The organism is Peptostreptococcus sp. D1 (assembly GCF_900112955.1).
Lineage (GTDB): Bacteria > Bacillota > Clostridia > Peptostreptococcales > Peptostreptococcaceae > Peptostreptococcus.
Window position 1 is genome coordinate 61308 of record NZ_FONP01000006.1, and the last position, 21486, is coordinate 82793.

Annotated in this window: 35 protein-coding genes; 3 read left to right on the forward strand and 32 right to left on the reverse strand. The window is 34.5% G+C overall.

What is annotated here, in order from left to right:
• Positions 1 to 34: 34 nt before the first annotated feature.
• The 5 genes from BM120_RS05920 to BM120_RS05940 form a co-directional block, all read right to left on the reverse strand.
• Positions 35 to 343, reverse strand: a complete 309-nt coding sequence (locus BM120_RS05920; protein ID WP_091994069.1) for a chorismate mutase — start codon at positions 341 to 343, stop codon at positions 35 to 37.
• A gap of 162 nt (positions 344 to 505) precedes the next feature.
• Positions 506 to 1579, reverse strand: coding sequence for a chorismate synthase (gene aroC / locus BM120_RS05925; RefSeq protein ID WP_242941569.1), 1074 nt, complete (start codon positions 1577 to 1579; stop codon positions 506 to 508).
• The gene (locus tag BM120_RS05930; protein WP_091994072.1) at positions 1551 to 2912 is read right to left on the reverse strand and encodes a 3-phosphoshikimate 1-carboxyvinyltransferase; all 1362 of its coding nucleotides are present in this window, start codon (positions 2910 to 2912) and stop codon (positions 1551 to 1553) included. The genes aroC and BM120_RS05930 overlap by 29 nt, the downstream gene beginning before the upstream one ends.
• The gene (aroB, locus tag BM120_RS05935; RefSeq protein ID WP_091994074.1) at positions 2902 to 3969 is read right to left on the reverse strand and encodes a 3-dehydroquinate synthase; all 1068 of its coding nucleotides are present in this window, start codon (positions 3967 to 3969) and stop codon (positions 2902 to 2904) included. The genes BM120_RS05930 and aroB overlap by 11 nt, the downstream gene beginning before the upstream one ends.
• Before the next feature lie 162 nt (positions 3970 to 4131).
• Positions 4132 to 5097, reverse strand: a complete 966-nt coding sequence (locus BM120_RS05940) for a cell wall-binding repeat-containing protein (RefSeq protein ID WP_091994075.1) — start codon at positions 5095 to 5097, stop codon at positions 4132 to 4134.
• A gap of 249 nt (positions 5098 to 5346) precedes the next feature.
• Between BM120_RS05940 and BM120_RS05945 the strand changes: the two genes are divergently transcribed.
• Genes BM120_RS05945 through BM120_RS05955 form a run of 3 tightly spaced genes read left to right on the forward strand, consistent with a single transcriptional unit; the run spans position 5347 to position 7881 of the window.
• Positions 5347 to 6183: an energy-coupling factor transporter ATPase gene (locus BM120_RS05945; protein ID WP_091994077.1), complete on the forward strand. Its 837-nt coding sequence runs from the start codon at positions 5347 to 5349 to the stop codon at positions 6181 to 6183.
• The gene (locus BM120_RS05950; RefSeq protein ID WP_091994079.1) at positions 6168 to 7085 is read left to right on the forward strand and encodes an energy-coupling factor transporter ATPase; all 918 of its coding nucleotides are present in this window, start codon (positions 6168 to 6170) and stop codon (positions 7083 to 7085) included. The genes BM120_RS05945 and BM120_RS05950 overlap by 16 nt, the downstream gene beginning before the upstream one ends.
• Positions 7078 to 7881, forward strand: coding sequence for an energy-coupling factor transporter transmembrane component T family protein (locus BM120_RS05955; RefSeq protein WP_091994080.1), 804 nt, complete (start codon positions 7078 to 7080; stop codon positions 7879 to 7881). The genes BM120_RS05950 and BM120_RS05955 overlap by 8 nt, the downstream gene beginning before the upstream one ends.
• A 107-nt stretch (positions 7882 to 7988) precedes the next feature.
• Here BM120_RS05955 and BM120_RS05960 read toward each other — a convergent pair whose 3' ends face one another.
• The 27 genes from BM120_RS05960 to rplB form a co-directional block, all read right to left on the reverse strand.
• Complete coding sequence (locus BM120_RS05960) at positions 7989 to 8960, reverse strand: phosphoglycerate dehydrogenase (protein ID WP_091994082.1); 972 nt, start codon at positions 8958 to 8960, stop codon at positions 7989 to 7991.
• A 139-nt stretch (positions 8961 to 9099) separates the two neighbouring features.
• On the reverse strand, positions 9100 to 9441 hold the full coding sequence (gene rplQ, locus BM120_RS05965) for a 50S ribosomal protein L17 (RefSeq protein ID WP_091994083.1): 342 nt from the start codon (positions 9439 to 9441) through the stop codon (positions 9100 to 9102).
• Positions 9442 to 9481: 40 nt separating this feature from the next.
• Entirely contained in the window at positions 9482 to 10429 is a 948-nt protein-coding gene (locus BM120_RS05970) for a DNA-directed RNA polymerase subunit alpha (protein WP_091994085.1), read from the reverse strand.
• Positions 10430 to 10482: 53 nt separating this feature from the next.
• Entirely contained in the window at positions 10483 to 10884 is a 402-nt protein-coding gene (rpsK, locus tag BM120_RS05975) for a 30S ribosomal protein S11 (RefSeq protein WP_091994086.1), read from the reverse strand.
• Positions 10885 to 10916: 32 nt separating this feature from the next.
• Positions 10917 to 11288: a 30S ribosomal protein S13 gene (gene rpsM / locus BM120_RS05980; RefSeq protein WP_091994088.1), complete on the reverse strand. Its 372-nt coding sequence runs from the start codon at positions 11286 to 11288 to the stop codon at positions 10917 to 10919.
• A gap of 55 nt (positions 11289 to 11343) precedes the next feature.
• Entirely contained in the window at positions 11344 to 11457 is a 114-nt protein-coding gene (gene rpmJ / locus BM120_RS05985) for a 50S ribosomal protein L36 (protein WP_002509257.1), read from the reverse strand.
• Positions 11458 to 11486: 29 nt separating this feature from the next.
• Entirely contained in the window at positions 11487 to 11705 is a 219-nt protein-coding gene (gene infA / locus BM120_RS05990; protein WP_002844171.1) for a translation initiation factor IF-1, read from the reverse strand.
• A 34-nt stretch (positions 11706 to 11739) separates the two neighbouring features.
• Positions 11740 to 12009 carry a KOW domain-containing RNA-binding protein gene (locus tag BM120_RS05995; protein ID WP_091994089.1) on the reverse strand — a complete coding sequence of 90 codons (270 nt, stop codon included), beginning with the start codon at positions 12007 to 12009 and terminating at the stop codon, positions 11740 to 11742.
• 164 nt (positions 12010 to 12173) lie between these two features.
• Complete coding sequence (locus BM120_RS06000; protein ID WP_091994091.1) at positions 12174 to 12815, reverse strand: adenylate kinase; 642 nt, start codon at positions 12813 to 12815, stop codon at positions 12174 to 12176.
• A 16-nt stretch (positions 12816 to 12831) separates the two neighbouring features.
• Complete coding sequence (secY, locus tag BM120_RS06005; protein ID WP_091994092.1) at positions 12832 to 14100, reverse strand: preprotein translocase subunit SecY; 1269 nt, start codon at positions 14098 to 14100, stop codon at positions 12832 to 12834.
• A 29-nt stretch (positions 14101 to 14129) separates the two neighbouring features.
• A complete protein-coding gene (rplO, locus tag BM120_RS06010; RefSeq protein ID WP_091994094.1) occupies positions 14130 to 14573 on the reverse strand; it encodes a 50S ribosomal protein L15 in 444 nt (147 codons plus the stop codon).
• Positions 14574 to 14603: 30 nt separating this feature from the next.
• Positions 14604 to 14789, reverse strand: a complete 186-nt coding sequence (rpmD, locus tag BM120_RS06015; protein ID WP_091994095.1) for a 50S ribosomal protein L30 — start codon at positions 14787 to 14789, stop codon at positions 14604 to 14606.
• A gap of 18 nt (positions 14790 to 14807) precedes the next feature.
• Positions 14808 to 15317: a 30S ribosomal protein S5 gene (gene rpsE / locus BM120_RS06020; RefSeq protein ID WP_091994097.1), complete on the reverse strand. Its 510-nt coding sequence runs from the start codon at positions 15315 to 15317 to the stop codon at positions 14808 to 14810.
• 20 nt (positions 15318 to 15337) lie between these two features.
• Complete coding sequence (gene rplR, locus BM120_RS06025) at positions 15338 to 15706, reverse strand: 50S ribosomal protein L18 (RefSeq protein ID WP_091994098.1); 369 nt, start codon at positions 15704 to 15706, stop codon at positions 15338 to 15340.
• A gap of 24 nt (positions 15707 to 15730) precedes the next feature.
• Entirely contained in the window at positions 15731 to 16273 is a 543-nt protein-coding gene (gene rplF, locus BM120_RS06030; protein ID WP_091994100.1) for a 50S ribosomal protein L6, read from the reverse strand.
• Positions 16274 to 16301: 28 nt separating this feature from the next.
• Positions 16302 to 16700: a 30S ribosomal protein S8 gene (gene rpsH, locus BM120_RS06035; protein ID WP_091994102.1), complete on the reverse strand. Its 399-nt coding sequence runs from the start codon at positions 16698 to 16700 to the stop codon at positions 16302 to 16304.
• Between the two features lie 30 nt (positions 16701 to 16730).
• Positions 16731 to 16916 (reverse strand): type Z 30S ribosomal protein S14, encoded by a 186-nt coding sequence (locus tag BM120_RS06040; protein ID WP_091994103.1) that lies wholly within the window; start codon positions 16914 to 16916, stop codon positions 16731 to 16733.
• A gap of 17 nt (positions 16917 to 16933) precedes the next feature.
• Entirely contained in the window at positions 16934 to 17476 is a 543-nt protein-coding gene (rplE, locus tag BM120_RS06045) for a 50S ribosomal protein L5 (protein WP_091994105.1), read from the reverse strand.
• 24 nt (positions 17477 to 17500) lie between these two features.
• Positions 17501 to 17806 (reverse strand): 50S ribosomal protein L24, encoded by a 306-nt coding sequence (gene rplX, locus BM120_RS06050; protein WP_091994170.1) that lies wholly within the window; start codon positions 17804 to 17806, stop codon positions 17501 to 17503.
• Between the two features lie 24 nt (positions 17807 to 17830).
• Entirely contained in the window at positions 17831 to 18199 is a 369-nt protein-coding gene (gene rplN, locus BM120_RS06055; RefSeq protein ID WP_091994106.1) for a 50S ribosomal protein L14, read from the reverse strand.
• 22 nt (positions 18200 to 18221) lie between these two features.
• Positions 18222 to 18476, reverse strand: coding sequence for a 30S ribosomal protein S17 (gene rpsQ / locus BM120_RS06060; protein WP_091994108.1), 255 nt, complete (start codon positions 18474 to 18476; stop codon positions 18222 to 18224).
• 26 nt (positions 18477 to 18502) lie between these two features.
• Complete coding sequence (rpmC, locus tag BM120_RS06065; RefSeq protein WP_091994109.1) at positions 18503 to 18706, reverse strand: 50S ribosomal protein L29; 204 nt, start codon at positions 18704 to 18706, stop codon at positions 18503 to 18505.
• A 1-nt stretch (position 18707) separates the two neighbouring features.
• Entirely contained in the window at positions 18708 to 19136 is a 429-nt protein-coding gene (gene rplP, locus BM120_RS06070) for a 50S ribosomal protein L16 (RefSeq protein ID WP_091994111.1), read from the reverse strand.
• Positions 19137 to 19161: 25 nt separating this feature from the next.
• On the reverse strand, positions 19162 to 19956 hold the full coding sequence (gene rpsC, locus BM120_RS06075; RefSeq protein WP_091994113.1) for a 30S ribosomal protein S3: 795 nt from the start codon (positions 19954 to 19956) through the stop codon (positions 19162 to 19164).
• Positions 19957 to 19974: 18 nt separating this feature from the next.
• Entirely contained in the window at positions 19975 to 20313 is a 339-nt protein-coding gene (rplV, locus tag BM120_RS06080; RefSeq protein ID WP_091994116.1) for a 50S ribosomal protein L22, read from the reverse strand.
• Positions 20314 to 20340: 27 nt separating this feature from the next.
• A complete protein-coding gene (gene rpsS / locus BM120_RS06085; RefSeq protein ID WP_091994118.1) occupies positions 20341 to 20622 on the reverse strand; it encodes a 30S ribosomal protein S19 in 282 nt (93 codons plus the stop codon).
• A 33-nt stretch (positions 20623 to 20655) separates the two neighbouring features.
• Positions 20656 to 21486 (reverse strand): 50S ribosomal protein L2, encoded by an 831-nt coding sequence (gene rplB, locus BM120_RS06090; RefSeq protein WP_091994120.1) that lies wholly within the window; start codon positions 21484 to 21486, stop codon positions 20656 to 20658.

Below are 21486 nucleotides of genomic sequence, written 5' to 3' on the forward strand. Positions count from 1 at the left end.
CATAATCAAAGCTTCCTATAATAGTTGTTTCTGATTATTCACATAGAGATTCTTGTATATCTCTGGATTTTTGAATAATAAAGGAAATTATCTCTGTTATATAGTTCTCATACTCGCTATTTGTCACTGCTGATTTTACATTTTCCAGTACACATTTTTCTCTCTCGGGGTCATAAACATCAGTATCGTTCTTCATTTTTATCCTTCCAATTTGCACAGAATTATTCATTCTATCTTCAAGTAACGATACTATCTTTCTATCTATTTCTTCTATGTTTTTTCTACATTCCAATAATTCCTCTGATATATTAGTTTTATCGATTGCAGCTTTTATTTTCATCATATTTCATATCACTCCCATCTTTGTTTATATAAAATATGACGATTTATATCGCCATATTCAAAATACTATAGTCAAGACCCATTGTGTAAACATATTCAAATTTTTGGATATGCAACACATATTTATGTCATCATCTCCAAATTTATAGATTTTACAATACATTTACAATATCATATCCAAAATTGCGATTGCCGTCACTGCCTCAACAGCAGGTAACACTCTTGGAACAATCACAGTATCATGTCTTCCATTTATCGATAATTCAACATTTTCTTTTTTCAAAAAATCTATTGTCGACTGAGCCTTTGAAATCGATGGCGTTGGCTTTACTGCCACTCGGAAAACAATCGGCATACCGTTTGAAATTCCACCATTTATACCACCGTTATAGTTTGTTTTGGTTTTTACAGCTCCGTCTTCAATAAATATTTCATCATTTGCCTCTGAGCCCAACATTTTCGATATATCAAATCCGGCACCAAACTCTACTCCCTTTATTGAAGGAATTGAAAAAAGAATACTAGACAGCACCGACTCTATTGATTCAAAAAATGGTTCCCCCACTCCTGCACTTAAACCAATAACTGAACATTCTATCACACCACCCAAGGAATCTCCTATAGACCTCGCATTTTCGATTGCAGAAATCATTTCCGCTCTCAAATCCTCTCTCAATATCGGAAAATCAGACTTTGCCAATTGCTCAAATGAGGTTTTACACATATCCTCTGGAGTAAATCTTCTATCATCAAGGCTTCCAATACTATTGATATGAGCTCCAACGAAAATACCTCTCTCCATCAGTATTTGTTTTGCAATTGCTCCTGCAAAAACTATTGGAGCTGTCAATCGACCTGAAAAATGACCACCACCTCTATAATCATTAAATCCAGCATACTTTACAAATGCTGTAAAGTCTGCGTGACCAGGACGTGCAATCGACTTCATCATATCGTAATCCTTTGATATTTTATCAGTGTTTTTTATTATTACAGTCATCGGAGCTCCCGTTGTCTTGCCATTAAAAAGTCCTGTTACGATTTTAGTTCTATCAGGCTCCCTTCTCCCCGTTGACATACTTCCACCTTTTGAGGAGCGTCTTGACATTTCAAAAAATATCATTTCATCATCCAATTCGACACCACTGGGAATACCATCGATAACGATACCTATACACTCTCCATGCGATTCTCCAAATATTGTTATTTTAAAGTTTTTTCCCCAAGTCGCACTCACTGATATCACCTCCAAGCATTTTATAATCCTTCCAAAAATATGGGTAAGATTTAGAAACACATTGTGCATTTTTTATTATTACAGGACAATAATGCACTGTTGCAGCAATAGCCAACATCATTGCGATCCTATGATCGTTATGACTAGAAACCTGAATTAAATTATCGTCTATTTTACCATTATTTTTTCTTGAAAAACCTACATAATTTATTTCCATACAAAAGCTACCATCGAAAACACCAATCTCAATATCATATCCCAATTTTTTTAACTCCTCAGCAGTGCTTTGCAGTCTATCTGATTCCTTTATTTTCAATCTGTCAAGCTTCTCAATCCTGCACCTTATATTGGAGCTTGAAAACAACAGTGCAAGAATAGGAATAATATCTGGAATTTGACTGCCATCCAAAACAAACGTGTTATCAATGATATCAGAAAAAAACATACTATCATCCAAAGCCTGAAAATCTTTAATTATTCTCAAAATCGCTCTATCTCCCTGAATCGATGGCATATCAATTCCGTCTATTTCAATATGGCTACCTAATTCGTTAGATACAGCGAAAAAAGCAATTTGAGAAAAATCCGGCTCAATTACCAGCTGGCTAGGTTTATACTTTTGATTGCCAGTTATCCTAAAAATTTTATTCCCCTCATTTTCGATATCAATACCAAACTTCGCCAAAATATCAATGGTCAAATCAACATATGCTTTTGATTGAAGCTTTCCGAATACTTCTATTTCAGTATCAAAATCAAGCAATGGCAAATAAAATAAAAGTCCCGAAATAAATTGAGAGCTCACACCACCATCAATATAAAATTTTCTGTTTTTTAAGCCTTTATTTTCTCCAATAATAATGGAATTATTGTCAATTTTAAAATCAATACCTTCATCCTTAAAAATATTGAAATATACATCCATAGGTCTATTTATCAGGTTTCCATGAGTAATAAATTTTGTTTTTTTTCCAAAAAATAGGGAAATTGGCATCAAAAATCTCAAGGTTGAGCCTGACTCTCCGCAGAAGATACTATATATTTTTTCTTTCATATCGTCAACTATAGCATCAATTCTATCAATTTCTCCTGCACTTTTTTTCCTAGAAAAAATACCTTCAATTACCACTTTTCTTTTGAATCTTTCAATTTTCGCACCAAATTCTATCATTGCATCTATTGTAGCATTGATATCATCTGAAAAATCAACATTGGATATCTCACTTACCCCATCTGAGAGAGATGCACAAATTATCGCTCTGTGTCCTATGCTTTTTGACGAAGGAGGATAATAATATCCACTTAATTTTTTAGGATTTATTTTAATATCCACCTAAAAGCCCTCCTCTAAAAAAGTCCATCTCAACATCCATTATTTTTGATTTTCCAATATCATCTACCAACACAATTTTAATTTTACCATCAATATTTTTTTTATCATGCTTGATAAACTCTAAGAGCTCTTCATTTAATATATTTTCGTCGTATACTGGTAGTCCATAGTTCTTAATTACTGTATCAATTGAATCTAACAATTCTTTAGATATCATATTTTGACCTACTGCCAATTCCAGAATACGATGCATACCGATAGCCACACCTTCTCCATGGGTGTATTTTTCATAAGAATAGTATGATTCTATTGCATGCCCTAAGGTATGACCAAAATTTAAAAGCATTCTCTCTCCCTTGTCAAACTCGTCATTTTGAATAATATTTTTCTTTATATTACAGCACATGGCAATAACAGTCTCAATATAATTCCGTATAGAATCAATGTCGTTATTGGCTAATATTTCAAATAGCGTTCTATTCTTTATTAAAGCGTACTTTATCACTTCTGCCATACCATCTCTAAAAACTCTATCATTTAGAGATTTCAAAAAATCAGGATCTATCACAACCAATTTGGGTTGATAAAAAGTTCCGACAAGATTTTTTCCAAGCTCTAAATTTACACCAGTTTTTCCGCCGACACTGCTATCTACTTGAGAAAGCAATGTAGTTGGTATGTTTATAAAATCAACTCCTCTCATATATATTGAAGAAACAAAGCCCGACAAATCGCCAACAACTCCACCACCAATCGCAATTATCAAATCTCCTCTTCCAATGCTCTTTTCCACAAGCTGATTAATAATTGACTCAGCGGAAGAAATACTCTTTGATTCCTCACCAGGATCCACTACATTTATAAAATACTCTATATTCAATGCTTCGATTATTTTTTCGATTTTTGTTCCATATTCATTCCACACATTTTTATCTGTTATCACAAAAACCTTTTGTGGATTTAACCTATCCCTTATCAATTTATCCAAATTTAAAAAAATACCTTTTTCAATAATAATATCATAGCTCGATAATTTAGTTTGAACATTTATTTTCAAAATAACACCTCCTAGATAAACAGTTATTAACTACCATTTCAATCTATATATGTTATAATAAGCTATAAGACTATTTTTGTAAAGCTGGTATTAATTAAGACCTCAGATAAAAATCTTTCTGAGGTCTTTATAAAATATCTTTAATTTGGTAAGGTTCACTATCTATATATCGTAATTATCTAATTTTTCATCAACAACCATAGATACCGAATCTGGACCACCGACAATTACTACCCTATTAACCTTATTATCCTTCAAGAATTTATAAATAAATTCGTGTACATTATTTTTTGGAGTTAACATAAGAACTGCATCATTTGCTGACATATATCCACTGGCACATAGTGCATCTGGAAGCTTTTCCCCACCAACTAAATAAACTGTTTTTATATCACGATGAAGTTCATTTTTAATATAACTGGCTCTATAATTGGCACATTGTGCAGATACAGTATATTTGTCTTTCCCATCAAACCAGCTTGAATAAGTATTTCCATGAACATGACTAGCTCTTGGTCCACTACCAAAAGCATAGTCAGTACTTGCATCTAAATATTTTGTAAGTATCAAAAAGTGATCCTTTGGACTCATGACAGCTGCTGCACACAACGCCTCTGGATACAAATGTCCTGGAACTTGTCCAGTAACACCTGAACCACTACTAATACCAAACATATTTTCCTTGAATTTCTTGAGCTTTTGACTGGTTTCATATCGGTCCTTACCAGCTATTCTTATAACACTATACTTTTTCATTAATTTGTTTTCTACAGACTTTCCGACAGAATTTTCTCCACCTACTATATAAATATTTTTTACGTGAAGTATGTCAAGTGCTTCATTAATAGTGCTTGGAATCGAATTTTTTTGTACAATTAACACTGGAGCTTTCAATGGCACTGAAATCGTACCAGCTACCAAAGCATCCGGAAACGTTTCACCACTTGCTATTACAGCATATTCTGAAGCTTTAAATTGAGCTTGGGCAACAAATGCTGAGGTATAATATCTATCACTACCGTAAATTCTAAATGTTTCGACTGCATTTGAACTAACTGCTGTGACAGAAATTAACATAAATAAAAATAACGAAAATAACACAGTTTCCAACAAATTTTTTTTACTCATAAAAACACCACCTTTTTTTTATATTATCATGATAATACTTTTTTTACAAAGTGCTTCAACCTTATAAAACGTGTTGGAAGTAGCTATATGTTTGTGGTATAATATAGGTTAGCGAAGTTTAGATATTTATTTAAAATAGATATGAACTTCTGATAAATAATATAAAAAGTTTCCATAATTATCAAAATAAAAAATATTATGGAATTTTATTTGTGTAGATTTATGTAAAATGATTTGGTGGTGAAAAATATGAATAGTATAATCAAGGTTAATAATTTGACATTTGAATATATTAGCGAAGAAAAATCACACCGTGCTATAGATGATTTGAATTTAGATGTGAAGAGAGGCGAATTTGTGGCAATAATCGGTCACAATGGTTCTGGAAAGTCGACTCTATCAAAAAATCTAAACGCAATACTTTATCCAACCAGTGGTGATATTGTAATAGACGGTATGAACACCAAAGATCAAGAAAGTCTTTGGTATATAAGGCAGAAGGCCGGTATGGTATTCCAAAATCCTGATAATCAGATTGTTGCAACAATTGTTGAAGAAGATGTTGCATTTGGTTGTGAAAACCTGGGAATTGAGCCAACTGAAATAAGAAAAAGAGTTGACTCCGCTCTAAAAAATGTGGATATGTATGAGTTGAGAGAAAGACAGCCTCATTTATTATCTGGTGGTCAAAAACAAAGAGTTGCTATTGCTGGAATTATTGCAATGAGACCTGAATGCATAATATTTGACGAAGCTACTGCAATGCTTGATCCTTCAGGTAGACAAGAAGTTATGAAAACTATAAAACGCCTAAACAAAGAAAACAATATAACAGTGCTTTTGATTACTCATTTTATGGAAGAAGCAGTAGAAGCAGATAGAGTAATCGTAATGGAAAAAGGTAGAAAGGTCATCGAGGGTACTCCAAAAGAAGTATTTTCAAAGGTTGATGAATTAAAAAGAATAGGCTTAGACGTGCCATATATGACCGAATTAGCACAATTGCTAAAAAAAGATGATATAGAAATATCCGATGATATTCTGACTGTAGATGAAATGGTGGGTGAGCTATGTCAATTAAAGTAGAGAATTTAACATATATATATGACGAGGGAATGCCATTTGCACATAAAGCACTCGACAATGTGAGCTTTGAAATAGAAAATGGTGATTTTATCGGGCTGATTGGCCATACTGGATCTGGTAAATCAACCCTGATACAGCATTTGAATGGATTGATTAAACCTCATTCTGGAAAAATATTCATAAATGATTTTGATATTACTCAAAAAGATCAAAATTTAACAGAAATAAGGAAAAGAGTTGGAATAGTGTTTCAATATGCCGAATACCAGCTTTTTGAAGAAACTGTGGAAAGAGATATAGCATTCGGACCTTCAAATTTGGGCTTGAGTGAAGATGAAATAAGTAAAAGAGTTAAAAAGGCAATGTCTGATGTTGGTCTTGATTATGATATATATGCTGAAAAATCTCCCTTCGACTTATCTGGTGGTCAAAAAAGAAGAGTTGCTATTGCCGGTGTAATAGCAATGCATCCAGAGGTTTTGATATTAGATGAACCGACAGCAGGATTAGATCCGGGAGGTAGAGATGAAATTTTTGAATTAATCAAAAGCTTACACGACAGCAACGACATGACTATCATTCTTTCTTCCCACAGTATGGATGATATGGCAAAGCTTGTGAATACACTTATGGTCATGAATAAGGGCAGACTTGAATTTATAGGAAGCCCTAGAAATGTATTTAGAGATAATGCTGATAAATTAAAATCCATGGGACTAGATATTCCTCAGGTTTTGGAGCTTGCAATAAAGCTAAGAAAAAATGGATTTAATATAAAAAATGATGTCATAAATATTCAAGAGATTAGAGATGAAATCACTAGATGTATCAAAAACAAAGATTTTTTGCCTGAAGGTAACACGAAAAAAATAGTGGAAAGCGAGGAAACTGAAAATGCTTAAGGACATCACACTCGGTCAGTTTTACCCTACAAAATCTACCATTCATTCGTTGGATTCAAGAACAAAGCTGTTCGCAACACTAATATTTATGGTATCTATATTTGTTATTAATAACCTTTGGGCATATGGAGTAATGTTTATTGCAGTAATTGCAGCTACAAAAATTTCAAAAATTCCAGTAGGATATGTCGTAAGAGGTATAAAGCCTCTTAGATGGATAATTTTGTTTACTTTTGTTATAAATGTACTATTTCTAAGGGGAGATAATGTGTTATGGCAGCTTGGAGTGATAAAAATCACTGAACAAGGTCTAAATACTGCTATTTTTATGGCGATAAGGTTGATTTTGTTGGTGCTTGGAACATCTATTTTGACATTGACAACATCTCCAATTGCTTTGACAGATGGAATTGAAAATGCCTGTTTCCCTCTAAAAAGGATTGGCTTTCCGGCTCATGAGCTTGCAATGATGATGACCATTGCATTGAGATTTATTCCGACATTACTCGATGAAACAGATAAAATCATGAAGGCTCAAATGTCAAGAGGTGCGGATTTTGAAAGCAAAAATATTATAAGCAGGGCGAAAAACATGGTGCCACTTCTTATTCCATTGTTTGTGAGTGCATTTAGAAGAGCGGATGAATTGGCAATCGCCATGGAAGCCAGATGCTATAGAGGTGGAGAAAATAGAACAAAGATGAAGCAAAGTGTTATTGGAAAAAATGATAGAGTGGCAATATTTATCACAATATTATTCTTAGGATTTTCTATAGCAAGTAGATTTATTGTATAATTAAATGTTTTTAAAGAAAGCTACAGAGTCAGTTCAGAGACTAGACTCTGTAGCTTCTATAAAAATATACCATTATTGATTCTTATTAATACTTATAAAATTATTATTTAGTATCCCTTTTTGATATTTTTCAAATATTCTTTCGGCTTACCTGTCTTTATAAAGCTTTCCATATTTTCAATAACCCTATCTGCCAATCGTTCAATATTATTCTCAGAAACCCAACAATTATGTGGAGTAATTATGACGTTTTCATACTCCCAAAGCTTACTTTCGGTAGATAACGGTTCTTCCTCAACAACGTCTAATACTACACCTCTAAACTTCAATATATTTTTCTCCAAATCAGCTTCATTGATCAGATTACCTCTGCCAATATTTATTAGCGTTGACCCTTCCTTCATCAAAAGCATTTTCTCCTCGTCAATTAGACCTGTTGTACTTTCCGTCGCTGGCATTATTCCAACGATAACATCACATTCTCTAAAAAATTCATCGCAATTATTTATAGAAAAGCATCTATCAAAGCCATCAATAAATCTTCCATTTGTATTTACACCCCATAGCTCCACATCAAATACCCTTAATCGTTTAGCTGCTTCTCGTGCTATATTGCCCGTTCCCAAAAAACCAACTCTTTTTCCAGATAATTCAATCCAGCTCATATCGGTTTTCCAAGCTTTACTGTCCTGATATTTAAACATTTTGCGACTGTTCTTATATACCTCCAAAATATACATAACAACACTTTCTGCCATAGGAATAGCGTAGCCTGTAGTATTGTTTGATAAGATAATATCTTTTTTTATCAAATGCTCCACTGGAACTTGATTTATCCCTGCACTTGTTAAATGAATGTACTTTAAATTTTTCATCTTTGTAATATCAAATTGATCGAATCCCATATATGTAAACCACACATCAGCACTGTATATTTCATCTATATTATCCCAGGCTTCCACATCTTCTCGTTTCAAATTTCTAAAATCTCTTTCTGGCACATATATTATGTCATAGCCAATGTCTTCAAGCTCTTTCATTCGCTCTGTACCAAGATTTCTATTTATAAATATCTTCATAGCACCCTCCAAAAATAAAGAATAGTATTTCATTATTCTAATTCTATCATAAAAAAATAATAGCTGTACGAATTTATCAAAATAATTTATAAAAAAAGAGCTGAGTCTAAAAATAGCATCAGCTCTTATAATTAACCAACTATACTAATTCGATTATTGCCATTTCAGCACAATCGCCTCTTCTTGGTCCCTTCTTTATTATTCTTGTATATCCACCATTTCTTTCAGCATACTTTGGTGCTATATTTTCAAATAAATCACTTACTACTGTTTCATCTAGAACATATGCAAGCACTTGTCTTCTAGCGTGAAGATCTCCTCTCTTTGCAAGAGTTATCATCTTTTCAGCCATTCTTCTAGTTTCTTTAGCTCTAGTAACTGTAGTTTCTATTCTTCCTGCTCTCAATAAGCTTGTAACAAGGTTTCTAAGCATCAAGTTTCTGTGAGCAGTTTCACGTCCTAATTTACGGTAAATAGCCATCTTTTTCCCTCCTTTACATATTCAAGATTAAATAGAGATACTATTCTTCATTTGGTCTTAATTTCAAGTCAAGTTCATTCAATTTCTGAATAACTTCTTCAAGTGATTTTTTACCCAAATTTCTAACTTTCATCATATCTTCTTCTGACTTATTAGACAGTTCTTCAACTGTGTTTATTCCAGCTCTCTTTAAACAGTTATACGATCTAACTGATAAATCAAGTTCTTCTATAGTCATTTCAAGGACCTTCTCTTTCTTGTCCTCTTCTTTCTCAACCATTATTTCAACATTGCCAATATGCTCTGTTAAGTCAATGAATAACTTCAAATGCTCATCAAGAACTTTTGCAGCTAGAGATATTCCTTCCTGAGGATTAATACTTCCATTTGTCAAAACTTCAAGCGTAAGTTTATCAAAATCCGTTCTTTGACCAACTCTAGTATTCTCAACATGGTAGCTTACCTTTTCGACTGGCGTATAAATTGAGTCCACAGGCAGAACCCCTATCGGCATACTATCAGACTTGTTTTCTTCTGCAGAAATATATCCTCTACCTTTGTTAATATGTATTTCCATATTTAACTTAGCATTTTCATCCAATGTAGCAATATGTAAATTTTTACTGATTATCTCAACTTCAGGAGGACATATAATATCAGATCCCTTTACTTCACAAGGACCAACTGCCTGAATTCTTAAAACCTTAGGTTCTTCATCATCAATTGTAGCTGATAATTCCTTCAATGAAAGCATGATTTCTGTAACATCTTCTTTTACACCTGGAACTGTAGAGAATTCATGTAACACTCCATCAATTCTAATAGCATAAACAGCAACACCCGGTAATGAAGAAAGAAGAATTCTTCTAAGTGCATTTCCTACAGTAATACCAAAACCTCTTTCCAAAGGCTCAACAATAAATTTACCATATCTATAATCTTCGCTTAACTCGACAATATCAACTTTTGGCTTTTCAATTTCTATCATGGACAAACCCTCCTATAAAAATATTGATCCACTGAGGGTGAAATACCTCAATACTACACTCTTCTTCTCTTTGGTGGTCTACAACCATTGTGTGGTATTGGAGTAACATCCTTTATCATTGTAACTTCAAGACCAGTTGCCTGAAGAGCTCTAATAGCAGCTTCTCTACCTGAACCAGGACCTTTTACAAATACTTCAACAGTCTTTAGACCATGTTCCATTGCAGCCTTAGCTGCAGTTTCTGCTGCCATCTGAGAAGCAAATGGAGTAGCTTTTCTTGATCCTTTGAATCCTAACTGACCTGAAGATGCCCATGAAATTGCATTACCATGTACATCTGTCAATGTTACTATTGTATTATTAAAAGTAGACTGAATATGTGCATGTCCACGTTCTATATTCTTACGTTCTCTTCTTCTAACACGCTGAACTACTTTCTTCTTGCCTTTTGCCATTATTTTTTCCCTCCTTTATCTACTGTATTCTATTATTTCTTCTTCTTACGAGATACAGTTTTTCTAGGACCTTTTCTAGTTCTAGCATTAGTCTTAGTTCTCTGACCTCTTAGAGGTAATCCCTTAGCATGTCTCATACCTCTATAGCATTTTATATCTCTTAATCTCTTTATATTTAAGGCGATTTCTCTTCTCAAATCACCCTCTACAAGATAATCTTCATCAATTATTTTTCTAAGATCATTTACCTGGTCTTCTGAAAGATCTTTTATTCTAGTATCAGCATCAATCCCTGCCTTAGCTAGTATTTCATTTGAAGTAGCTCTACCTATACCATAAATGTATGTCAAGCCTATTTCAGCTCTTTTTTCTCTAGGTAAGTCTACACCAGCTATTCTTGCCATATTCGCACCTCCTACGTTTATTGCTTTATATCAATAATCTATTCCGTACTTGTTACTAACCCTGTTTTTGCTTGTGCTTAGGATTTTCACAAATAACCATTACTTTTCCTTTTCTCTTAATAACCTTACACTTTTCGCATATAGGTTTAACAGATGGTCTAACCTTCATTATTTATCCCTCCTCAGACTATAAATAGCCTACTTCTTACGCCAAGTGATTCTTCCTCTCGTAAGATCATAAGGGGAAAGCTCTATATTCACCTTATCTCCTTCGAGAATTCTTATGAAGTTCATTCTTAGCTTTCCTGAAATGTGACATAATACTTCATGTCCATTCTCTAGTTTTACTTTAAACATTGCATTTGGTAAGGTTTCAGAAACCGTACCCTCCAATTCAATTACATCTTTTTTGGCCATTAACTAACCAAACCTCCATTTCACAAGTTAAGACTTACTTTAACTTATTTATCTCAGTTCTTATATAAGAATCCGTTATTTCTTCTCCATTTGACAATTTGTTTTTAACTTTTTCATTTACAAAGTTACTAACATTTAAATGCTTTATTTTCTTTAGCTTCGGTTTATTAAGCTTTCTGCTTTTACCGTCGACAATTAGTACATATTCCTCATCGACTACTTTGACAATAAAGAATAATCTACCTTGATCTCGACCACACATAGCTTCAGCTAACTGACCTACATTTAAATTTTTTGATAGCATACAACTCCTCCTCATGTAGTCCTTGTTCTATCTCATTGTTTCTGGATTATGCTGTAAAAGCTTGACAAAGTTACTTTTCAGCAATCCTATTGACTTCAAACAGGGCCGACATTTGTTTCCCATGTCCTTTTGCAATAGAAAATTATAAGAACTATTGGCTTTAACTAAGCTAATGCAGCTTTTATATCTTCAAAAACCTTATTTATATCCTGATCGCCATTAATGTTTGCAATTATACCCTTTTCAGTATAATAATCAACTAGTGGTTTTGTTTCAGATAAATAAACTTGTATTCTTTGAGAAACTGTTTCTTCGTTGTCGTCTGGTCTTTGCGTAAGATTTGAACCACAAGCATTACAAATTCCTTCAACCTTACTTGGATTGAATTTCACATGGAAAGTAGCTCCACATGTTTTACAAATTCTTCTACCACAAGCTCTTTCAACAAGTAGTCCTGGATCAACTTCTATGTTGACTACCGTATCCAAGCTAAGATCATTTTCTGACAGATACCTATCTAGGTATTCAGCCTGAAAAATATTTCTTGGAAAACCATCTAGCATGAAGCCTTCTTTGCAATCAGGTTCTGATAATCTAGATGCTACTAAACTACAAGTCAATTCATCTGGGACTAGATTTCCCTGATTCATGTATTCTTGAGCTTTTTTACCAAGCTCTGTGCCTTCCTTGATATTTTTTCTAAATATGTCTCCTGTAGAGATATGTGGTATCTTATAGCTTTCTACTATGTTAGCTGCTTGAGTACCTTTCCCTGCACCAGGAGGTCCAAGTAATATTATCTTCATGTTTATCATCTCCAAACTATTTTAGGAATCCTTGATAATTTTTCATTACAAGATTTGATTCTAACTGTCTCTTTAGTTCTAATGCAACACCTACAACAATCAATAAAGATGTTCCACCAAAGTTTACTGGAACCTTCATATAGTGAGTAATCAACGCTGGTATCAACGCCATGATACCTAAAAATGCTGCACCAACAATTGTCAACTTTGAAAGTATTCCATTTAAGTATTTTTCTGTTGGATTCCCAGGTCTTACCCCAGGAATAAATCCGCCGCTATTCTTCATATTCTTTGAAATATCTTCAGTATTGAAAGATATTGTGTTATAAAAATATGAGAAAACTACTATCAACACAATTTCTATAGATCTATATGTCCAAAATCCTTGGTTTGTAGACAAATTGAAAAACGAGTTGACAGCTTGCTGCATTTTCGGTCCACCAAGTAAAGCTACTGTCTGAGGAAGAGCTAGAATTGAGCTCGCAAAAATTATAGGCATTACCCCAGATTGATTTACTTTCATAGGTATATGAGAGCTTTCTCCACCGTACATTTTTCTACCAACAACACGCTTCGCATATTGAACAGGTATCTTTCTAGTAGATTCACTAATAAATGTTACACCTATTATCGTAAATATCATTACGACAACAACAGCTACTATTGCAGGCCATTTTAACAAGCCTAGTGATGACTTTTCATAGATTGCTATTATATCGATAGGCAATCTAGAAATTATACCTACAAATATTATTACTGAGCTACCATTTCCTAATCCCTTTTCAGTAATTCTATCGCCCAACCACATTACCAGCATACTTCCGGCAACTAGGGTAATTATAACTGTAGTAATAAAGAATGGGCTATTTACCTTTAGTGCACTTCTAACAATTCCCAAAGTTATACCTATCGCTTGGATAATACCAAGAGCAAGGGCAGTAGTTCTAGTGTATTTACTGATTTTCTTTTTACCTTCTTCACCAGATTTTTGCAGTTCCTTCAAACTCTCAAATCCAGCCGTCAACAGCTGTATGATGATAGATGCTGTGATGTATGGTGAAATCCCAAGAGCAAATATAGTAAAATTACTAAATGCACCTCCAGAAAACATGTTATACAACCCTAGCAGTGAATTGTTTTCTACCATGTTTTTGATTACAGATGTATCAATTCCTGGTACTGGTATTGTAGTCCCAAGTCTGAAAACAATTACAATAAATAATGTAAACAGTATTTTTTTTCTTATTTCTTTTACTTTAAAAGCTTGACTTATTTTACTAAACAAAATTAATCACCTCTTTCGTAACTTAGTGATTAAACTTCTTCTACCTGACCACCAGCGTTTGTTATTTTTTCTCTAGCTGATGCAGTGAACTTAGCAGCCTTAACTGTAAGTGCTTTTTCTAAGCTTCCATTTCCTAATATCTTTAGACCGTCTTTTTCAATCTTAGATATTACTCTGTTTTTCTTTAATAATTCTGCATCAATAACTGTTCCAGCATCAAATCTATTTAAAGTTTCAACATTCACTTCAGAGTAAACTTTCTTGAATATGTTATTAAATCCTCTCTTAGGCAATCTTCTTGCAAGTGGCATCTGTCCACCTTCGAATCCTACTCTTACTCCTCCGCCTGATCTTGACCACTGACCCTTCTGTCCACGACCAGAAGTCTTACCTTGACCTGTAGCCGTACCTCTACCAAGTCTTCTTTTTCCTTTTACAGCACCTTTGGCAGGCTTTAACTCATGTAATTTCATCTTCGCACCTCCTTCTCTAACAAAACTTTATTATTCAGTTATCTCAGTTACTTCAACAAGGTGACTTACCTTATTGATCATACCTCTAATCTGAGCGTTATCTTCTTTTACAACAATAGATTCTCTTTTCTTAAGACCTAATGCTTCAACATTTTTTCTTTGATTAGGATTAGTTCCTATAACGCTTCTAACTAGCTTTATTTGTATTTTAGACATTTGAACCCTCCTATAATATTAACCAAGTAGTTCTTCTACTTTCTTACCTCTTAATCTTGCAATTGATTCTGCAGTTTTAAGCTCTTTTAATCCTTCCATAGTTGCATTAACCATGTTTCTTGGATTGTTTGAACCAGTAGATTTTGCTCTAACGTCCATAACTCCCGCAAGCTCAAGTACGGCTCTGACAGGTCCACCTGCTAGAACTCCTGTACCCTGCTTAGCTGGCATTATTAATATCTTTCCTGCACCGAAATGTCCGACTACTTCATGAGGAATTGTAGTTCCAACTCTTGGTACTACTATCAAGTTTTTCTTAGCATCTTCTACGGCTTTTCTTATAGCATCTGGCACTTCCATAGCTTTTCCAGACCCTATACCAACGTGTCCATTTCCGTCTCCTACTACGACTAAGGCTGCAAATCTAAAGTTTCTACCACCCTTAACAACCTTAGTAACACGTCTTACTTCTATAACTCTTTCTTCTAAATCGAATTGAGTTGCATCAATAGGTTTACTATGTAGCATATTTTTCCTCCTTCAATAAATTAGAACTTAAGACCAGCTTCTCTCGCACCTTCAGCTAGCTCTAAAACTCTACCATGATAAATGTATCCACCTCTATCGAATACAACTTCTGTTATACCCTTTTCAGCGGCTCTCTTTGCTACTAATTCTCCAACTTTTCTAGCAGCTTCCTTGTTTCCTGTATATGATACTGCGCTCTTTACAGCTTCGTCAAGTGATGAAGCAGCTGCAAGAGTTACTCTATTTGTATCGTCAATCAACTGAGCATAAATATTCTTAGAACTTCTAAACACGCAAAGTCTTGGTCTTTCAGCAGTTCCTATTACTTTCTTTCTAACTCTTTTATGTCTAGCAACTCTGTTTGCATTCTTATCTACTTTCTTAAACAAAGTAATCACTCCTTTCGTTAATTATTACTTCTTACCAGTTTTACCTTCCTTACGTATGATACGTTCGTCAGCATATTTAATACCTTTGCCCTTATATGGTTCAGGTTTTCTCCATGCTCTAATTTTAGAAGCGTAATTTCCTACTAATTGCTTATCAATACCTTTAACTAGTATTTCTGTCTGGTTAGGTACTTCAGTAGTTATACCTTCTGGATCTTCCATTTCTACTGGATGAGAATATCCCAAGTTCATAACTAAGGTCTTACCTTGCTTAGCACATCTATATCCAACACCCTTAACTTCAAGTTTCTTTTCATAACCTTCAGATACACCTACAACCATGTTGTTGATTAGTGTTCTTGTTAAACCATGAAGACTCTTGTGTTTCTTATTTTCAGTAGGTCTTTTAACAACTATAGCGTTGTCTTCCTTTTCTATTATCATATCAGCATTGAAGCTGCTTGTTAAAGTTCCCTTCGGTCCCTTTACAGTAACTTGATTTCCATCAGCTATTGTAATTTCAACACCTGCAGGAATTACTATTGGTTTTACACCTATTCTTGACATTTTTGCACCTCCTTACATTAAAGAAATCTTACCAAACGTAGCAGATTACTTCTCCACCAACGTTATTTTGTCTTGCCTGCTTATCAGTCAATATACCATTTGAAGTAGATACCATAGCAACACCTAATCCATTAAGTACCTTTGGTACCTCAGCTGCTGCTGCGTATATTCTCATTCCTGGCTTAGATATTCTCTTTAATCCAGAGATTACTCTTTCACCTGATTGTCCGTATTTTAACTGTATTCTTATTATTCCCTGTTTTCCATCTTCTATTACATCATAACCTCTTATGAATCCTTCTTCAAGAAGTATTCTAGCGATTTCTTTCTTTATGTTAGAAGCCGGAACATCAACAGTTTCATGCTTTACAGAATTTGCATTTCTTATTCTAGTAAGCATATCTGCGATTGGATCTGTCATTGTCATAATAAAATCCTCCTTCCGAATTTATCTATCTTACCAACTTGATTTTCTAACACCAGGTATTACACCCTTGTATGCCAATTCTCTAAAGCATATACGGCAAATACCGAAGTCCTTTAATACTGAATGTGGTCTACCACATATAGAACATCTTGTATATTCTCTTGTTTTATATTTCTGCTTTTTCTGCTGTTTTACAACCATTGCTTTTCTAGCCACGTGAATCCCTCCTTTACCTACTTAGAAAATGGCATTCCTAACAATTTTATTAGTTCACGAGCTTCTTCGTCAGTTTTTGCACTTGTAACGAAGACAATATCCATACCTCTTACTTTATCTACCATATCGTACTCAATTTCCGGGAAGATAATTTGTTCTTTAACGCCTAGAGTATAATTTCCTCTTCCATCAAAAGAATTAGGATTTACACCTCTAAAGTCTCTAACTCTTGGTAGAGATACTGAAACTAATTTATCCATGAAATAGTACATCTTGTCACCTCTCAAAGTAACTTTTGTACCTATTGGCATTCCTTCTCTTAATTTGAAGTTCGCTACTGATTTCTTAGCCTTAGTTATAACTGGTTTTTGACCAGATATTATCTGTAGCTCTTCAACAGCTTTTTCCAACGCCTTGGCATTATCCTTTGAATCACCAGCACCCATGTTGATTACTATCTTTTCTAGCTTTGGTAATTCCATTATATTCTTATATCCAAACTTTTCTGTCAAAGCTGGAATAATTTCTTTTACATATTTTTCTTCTAATCTTGAAGCCATTCTATTCCCTCCTTTCGATTATTTTTATAATTGCTTACCGCTCTTCTGAGATACTCTAACTTTCTTTCCATCAACAACTTTGTATCTTACTCTAACACCTTTTCCAGCTTCTGGATCAAAAGGCATTACATTTGATATATGAATAGGAGCTTCTTTAGTAGTTATTCCACCCTGAGGGTTAGTCTGAGATGGCTTGTTGTGCTTTGTTACAACATTTATACCTTCTACTAGAACTCTGTTTTTCTTAGCATCAACGCTTAATACTAGTCCCTTTTTACCTTTATCTTTTCCGGCAATAACAACTACTGTGTCACCTTTTTTAACACGCATCATATGTTCTTACACCTCCTCTAATTATAGTACTTCTGGAGCAAGAGAAACTATCTTCATGTAATCGTGGTCTCTTAACTCTCTTGCAACAGGTCCAAATATACGAGTACCTACTGGTGTCTTATCGTCCTTTATTATAACTGCAGCATTTTCATCAAATGAAATATAGCTACCATCATTACGTCTCATTCCCTGCTTGCTTCTAACTACAACAGCTTTTACTACTTTACCTTTTTTTACAACTCCACCTGGTGTTGCGCTTTTTACTGTTGCAACTATTACGTCACCTACATTGGCGTACTTTCTTCTAGTTCCGCCAAGAACACGTATGCACAAAAGTTCCTTAGCACCTGAATTATCAGCTACTTTTAAACGTGTTTCCTGCTGTATCATCGCAATTCCTCCTTCTTGTAAACTATTTAACCTTTTCTACTACTTCAACTAATCTGAATCTCTTGTCTTTTGATAAAGGTCTAGTTTCCATTATTCTTACTCTATCTCCAATGCTACAAACATTCAATTCATCATGAGCTTTGTATTTTTTAGTTCTTTTTACACGCTTGTTGTATAGTGGATGTTTTACGAAATCTTCACAAGCAACTACAATAGTTTTATCCATCTTATCACTTACAACACGGCCAACTCTAACTTTTCTTCTGTTTCTTTCCATGTCTTAAAAAGCCTCCTTTTCCAATATTAAGCTCTAGCTTCGTTTAACTTTCTTTCAACAAGAACAGTCTTAACCTTTGCTATGTCTCTCTTTACAGTTTTAATTCTAGCTGTATTCTGTAACTGACCAGTAGCTAATTGGAATCTCAAGCTAAATAATTCACTTTTAAATTCATCTAATTTTGACAATAGTTCTTCTGAAGTTAAATTTCTAAGTTCTTTAGCTTTCATCCTATTCACCTACCTTTTCTAAATCTTCTTTCTTAACAAATTTGCACTTAACAGGCAATTTGTGTGCAGCAAGTCTCATAGCTTCTCTAGCCTTGCTTTCTGATACCCCAGCTAGTTCAAACATAACTCTACCTGGCTTAACTATTGCTACCCAATATTCCGGAGAACCCTTACCAGCACCCATACGAGTTTCTGCAGGCTTTCTTGTAATTGGTTTATGAGGGAAGATTTTGATCCAAACCTGTCCACCTCTTTTTATATATCTTGTCATCGCAATTCTGGCTGCTTCTATCTGGTTTGAAGTTATCCAAGATGGTTCTAATGCAACTAGACCGAACTCACCATAAGTAACTTTATTACCTTTGTTTGCCTTACCAGCCAAGTTCCCTCTATGAACTCTACGACGCTTTACTCTCTTTGGCATTAACATGAGTTGTTTCCTCCTTCCGAACTAATTAGTCCTGCTTTGCTTCTTTTTTTGAAGCTCTAGGACCTCTATTGTTACCTCTTCTATCGTTGCTTCTTCCTTTTCTTTCGCCGCCTCTGCCGCTACTCTTCTTATCTCTACCGTTCTTCTTTTCTAATTTCTTTTCTTCTCTTTCAGTTGAAAGATTTCTTCCTGGTAGTATTTCACCGTTACAGATCCAAACCTTAATACCTATCTTTCCGTAAGTAGTATTAGCTTCAGCAAATCCATATTCGATGTCAGATCTTAGTGTCTGTAGTGGAACATTACCTTCACTATATCCTTCTGTTCTAGCCATTTCAGCTCCACCCAATCTACCAGATGCGCTAACCTTTATTCCCTTAGCTCCTGATTTCATAGTTCTACCAACTGCCTGCTTCATCGCTCTTCTGAACGCAATTCTTCTTTCGATTGCCTGAGCAATATTTTCAGCAACTAGCTGCGCGTCTCTGTCTATATTTCTAACTTCTATTATATTCAAGATAACTGATTTTCCAGTTAACTTTTCTAATTTAGATTTAAGAGCTTCTATTTCAGCTCCACCCTTACCTATTACAACACCTGGTTTTGCAACGTGTAAGTCCATTTTAACCTTGTTGGCTGATCTTTCTATTTCTACCTTAGCTAGCCCAGCTGAGTATAATTCTTTCTTTAGGTATGTTCTTAGTACGTGATCTTCTTTTAGGAACTCACCAAATTCTTTTCTATCATTAGCGAACCATCTTGAGTCCCAATCTTTAATAACACCAACTCTTAAGCCGTGTGGATTTACCTTCTGACCCATTTGTGTCCCTCCTTCTTATTAGTTTTCTCTTTCCTTAACAACTACCTCAATATGAGATGTTCTTTTTCTGATTGCTGTTGCTCTACCCTGTGCTCTAGGCATGAATCTCTTCATTGTAGGACCTTGATTAGCAACTATTTTAGCGATATATAATTTATCTGGATCCATTTCATGGTTATTTTCAGCATTTGCAGCAGCTGACTTTACTACCTTTGCAACTATTTCAGATGCATATCTTGGTGTAAACTTTAGTATAGCCAATGCTTCTTTTACGTCTTTTCCTCTAACTAGGTCGCATATCTGTCCTGCTTTTCTTGATGATACACGAACTGTCTTTGCAATAGCTCTTGCTTCCATTTATATTCCTCCTTTCACCTTCATTTATTATTTTCTCTTTGAAGATTTTTCATCGTCCTTGTGACCTTTAAAAGTTCTTGTAGGAACAAATTCTCCTAATTTATGTCCAACCATATCTTCTGTGATATATACTGGTATATGTCTTCTTCCATCATGAACTGCTATTGTGTGTTCAACGAACTGAGGGAATATTGTAGAAGTTCTTGACCAAGTCTTTATAACTTCTTTATTTCCACTAGCGTTCATAGCTTCAACCTTCTTAAATAATCCTGCATGGACAAAAGGTCCCTTTTTAGTTGATCTTGACATTAATATTCCTCCTTCCTGAGTAAATTAAATCTATTACTTAGTTCTTCTAGATACTATTAGCTTATTAGAAGCTTTCTTTTTCTTTCTTGTCTTGTATCCAAGAGCTGGTTTACCCCATGGAGTAACTGGAGATGGTCTACCTATTGGAGATCTACCTTCACCACCACCGTGTGGATGGTCATTAGGATTCATTACAGAACCTCTTACTGTAGGTCTGATTCCCATATGTCTTTTTCTACCAGCCTTACCTATTACTATATTTCCATATTCCAGGTTACCAACCTGACCAACTGTTGCTCTACAGTTGTTGTTTACATATCTCATTTCACCAGATGGTAATCTAAGAAGTGCTTTTGTACCTTCCTTAGCCATCAACTGAGCTGAAACACCAGCAGATCTAACTAGCTGCCCACCTTTACCAGCTTTTAATTCAATGTTGTGAATCAATGTACCAACTGGCATATTCTTTAATTCTAAACAGTTACCCGGCTTGATATCTGCTCCCAATCCTGAAAGAACAGTATCTCCAACTTGAAGTCCAAGTGGTGCTAATATGTATCTCTTTTCACCATCTACATAGTGAAGAAGTGCTATATTAGCTGATCTGTTTGGATCGTATTCGATAGTAGCAACCTTAGCAGGTATACCATCTTTGTTTCTCTTGAAATCTATTAATCTATATTTTCTCTTATTTCCGCCACCTTTATGACGAACAGTTATTTTACCATGAACATTTCTACCAGCATTCTTCTTTAGATTAACTAAAAGAGATTTCTCTGGCTGGTTGCATGTTATTTCGTCTGACTTTAAAACTGTCATCTGTCTTAAGGCAGGAGAAGTTGGTTTAAACTTTTTAATAGCCAT

Excerpts from the sequence above, each read along its gene's own strand:
- BM120_RS05920 (WP_091994069.1), bottom strand. The coding sequence starts at position 343 with ATGATGAAAATAAAAGCTGCAATCGATAAAACTAATATATCAGAGGAA.
- BM120_RS05940 (WP_091994075.1), bottom strand. The coding sequence starts at position 5,097 with ATGAGTAAAAAAAATTTGTTGGAAACTGTGTTATTTTCGTTATTTTTA.
- BM120_RS05945 (WP_091994077.1), top strand. The coding sequence starts at position 5,347 with ATGAATAGTATAATCAAGGTTAATAATTTGACATTTGAATATATTAGC.
- BM120_RS05950 (WP_091994079.1), top strand. The coding sequence starts at position 6,168 with ATGTCAATTAAAGTAGAGAATTTAACATATATATATGACGAGGGAATG.
- BM120_RS05955 (WP_091994080.1), top strand. The coding sequence starts at position 7,078 with ATGCTTAAGGACATCACACTCGGTCAGTTTTACCCTACAAAATCTACC.
- BM120_RS05960 (WP_091994082.1), bottom strand. The coding sequence starts at position 8,960 with ATGAAGATATTTATAAATAGAAATCTTGGTACAGAGCGAATGAAAGAG.
- rplQ (WP_091994083.1), bottom strand. The coding sequence starts at position 9,441 with ATGGCTATTTACCGTAAATTAGGACGTGAAACTGCTCACAGAAACTTG.
- BM120_RS05970 (WP_091994085.1), bottom strand. The coding sequence starts at position 10,429 with ATGATAGAAATTGAAAAGCCAAAAGTTGATATTGTCGAGTTAAGCGAA.
- rpsK (WP_091994086.1), bottom strand. The coding sequence starts at position 10,884 with ATGGCAAAAGGCAAGAAGAAAGTAGTTCAGCGTGTTAGAAGAAGAGAA.
- rpsM (WP_091994088.1), bottom strand. The coding sequence starts at position 11,288 with ATGGCAAGAATAGCTGGTGTAGACTTACCTAGAGAAAAAAGAGCTGAA.
- rpmJ (WP_002509257.1), bottom strand. The coding sequence starts at position 11,457 with ATGAAGGTTAGACCATCTGTTAAACCTATATGCGAAAAGTGTAAGGTT.
- infA (WP_002844171.1), bottom strand. The coding sequence starts at position 11,705 with ATGGCCAAAAAAGATGTAATTGAATTGGAGGGTACGGTTTCTGAAACC.
- BM120_RS05995 (WP_091994089.1), bottom strand. The coding sequence starts at position 12,009 with ATGCTATCAAAAAATTTAAATGTAGGTCAGTTAGCTGAAGCTATGTGT.
- BM120_RS06000 (WP_091994091.1), bottom strand. The coding sequence starts at position 12,815 with ATGAAGATAATATTACTTGGACCTCCTGGTGCAGGGAAAGGTACTCAA.
- rplO (WP_091994094.1), bottom strand. The coding sequence starts at position 14,573 with ATGAAATTACATGAGTTAAAGCCTGCCAAAGGTGCTGTAAAAGGAAAA.
- rpmD (WP_091994095.1), bottom strand. The coding sequence starts at position 14,789 with ATGTCTAAAATACAAATAAAGCTAGTTAGAAGCGTTATAGGAACTAAT.
- rpsE (WP_091994097.1), bottom strand. The coding sequence starts at position 15,317 with ATGCTACATAGTAAACCTATTGATGCAACTCAATTCGATTTAGAAGAA.
- rplF (WP_091994100.1), bottom strand. The coding sequence starts at position 16,273 with ATGTCAAGAATAGGTGTAAAACCAATAGTAATTCCTGCAGGTGTTGAA.
- rpsH (WP_091994102.1), bottom strand. The coding sequence starts at position 16,700 with ATGACAATGACAGATCCAATCGCAGATATGCTTACTAGAATAAGAAAT.
- rplE (WP_091994105.1), bottom strand. The coding sequence starts at position 17,476 with ATGGCTTCAAGATTAGAAGAAAAATATGTAAAAGAAATTATTCCAGCT.
- rplX (WP_091994170.1), bottom strand. The coding sequence starts at position 17,806 with ATGCGTGTTAAAAAAGGTGACACAGTAGTTGTTATTGCCGGAAAAGAT.
- rplN (WP_091994106.1), bottom strand. The coding sequence starts at position 18,199 with ATGATACAGCAGGAAACACGTTTAAAAGTAGCTGATAATTCAGGTGCT.
- rpsQ (WP_091994108.1), bottom strand. The coding sequence starts at position 18,476 with ATGGAAAGAAACAGAAGAAAAGTTAGAGTTGGCCGTGTTGTAAGTGAT.
- rpmC (WP_091994109.1), bottom strand. The coding sequence starts at position 18,706 with ATGAAAGCTAAAGAACTTAGAAATTTAACTTCAGAAGAACTATTGTCA.
- rplP (WP_091994111.1), bottom strand. The coding sequence starts at position 19,136 with ATGTTAATGCCAAAGAGAGTAAAGCGTCGTAGAGTTCATAGAGGGAAC.
- rpsC (WP_091994113.1), bottom strand. The coding sequence starts at position 19,956 with ATGGGTCAGAAGGTAAATCCACACGGCTTAAGAGTTGGTGTTATTAAA.
- rplV (WP_091994116.1), bottom strand. The coding sequence starts at position 20,313 with ATGGAAGCAAGAGCTATTGCAAAGACAGTTCGTGTATCATCAAGAAAA.
- rpsS (WP_091994118.1), bottom strand. The coding sequence starts at position 20,622 with ATGTCAAGATCAACTAAAAAGGGACCTTTTGTCCATGCAGGATTATTT.
- rplB (WP_091994120.1), bottom strand. The coding sequence starts at position 21,486 with ATGGCTATTAAAAAGTTTAAACCAACTTCTCCTGCCTTAAGACAGATG.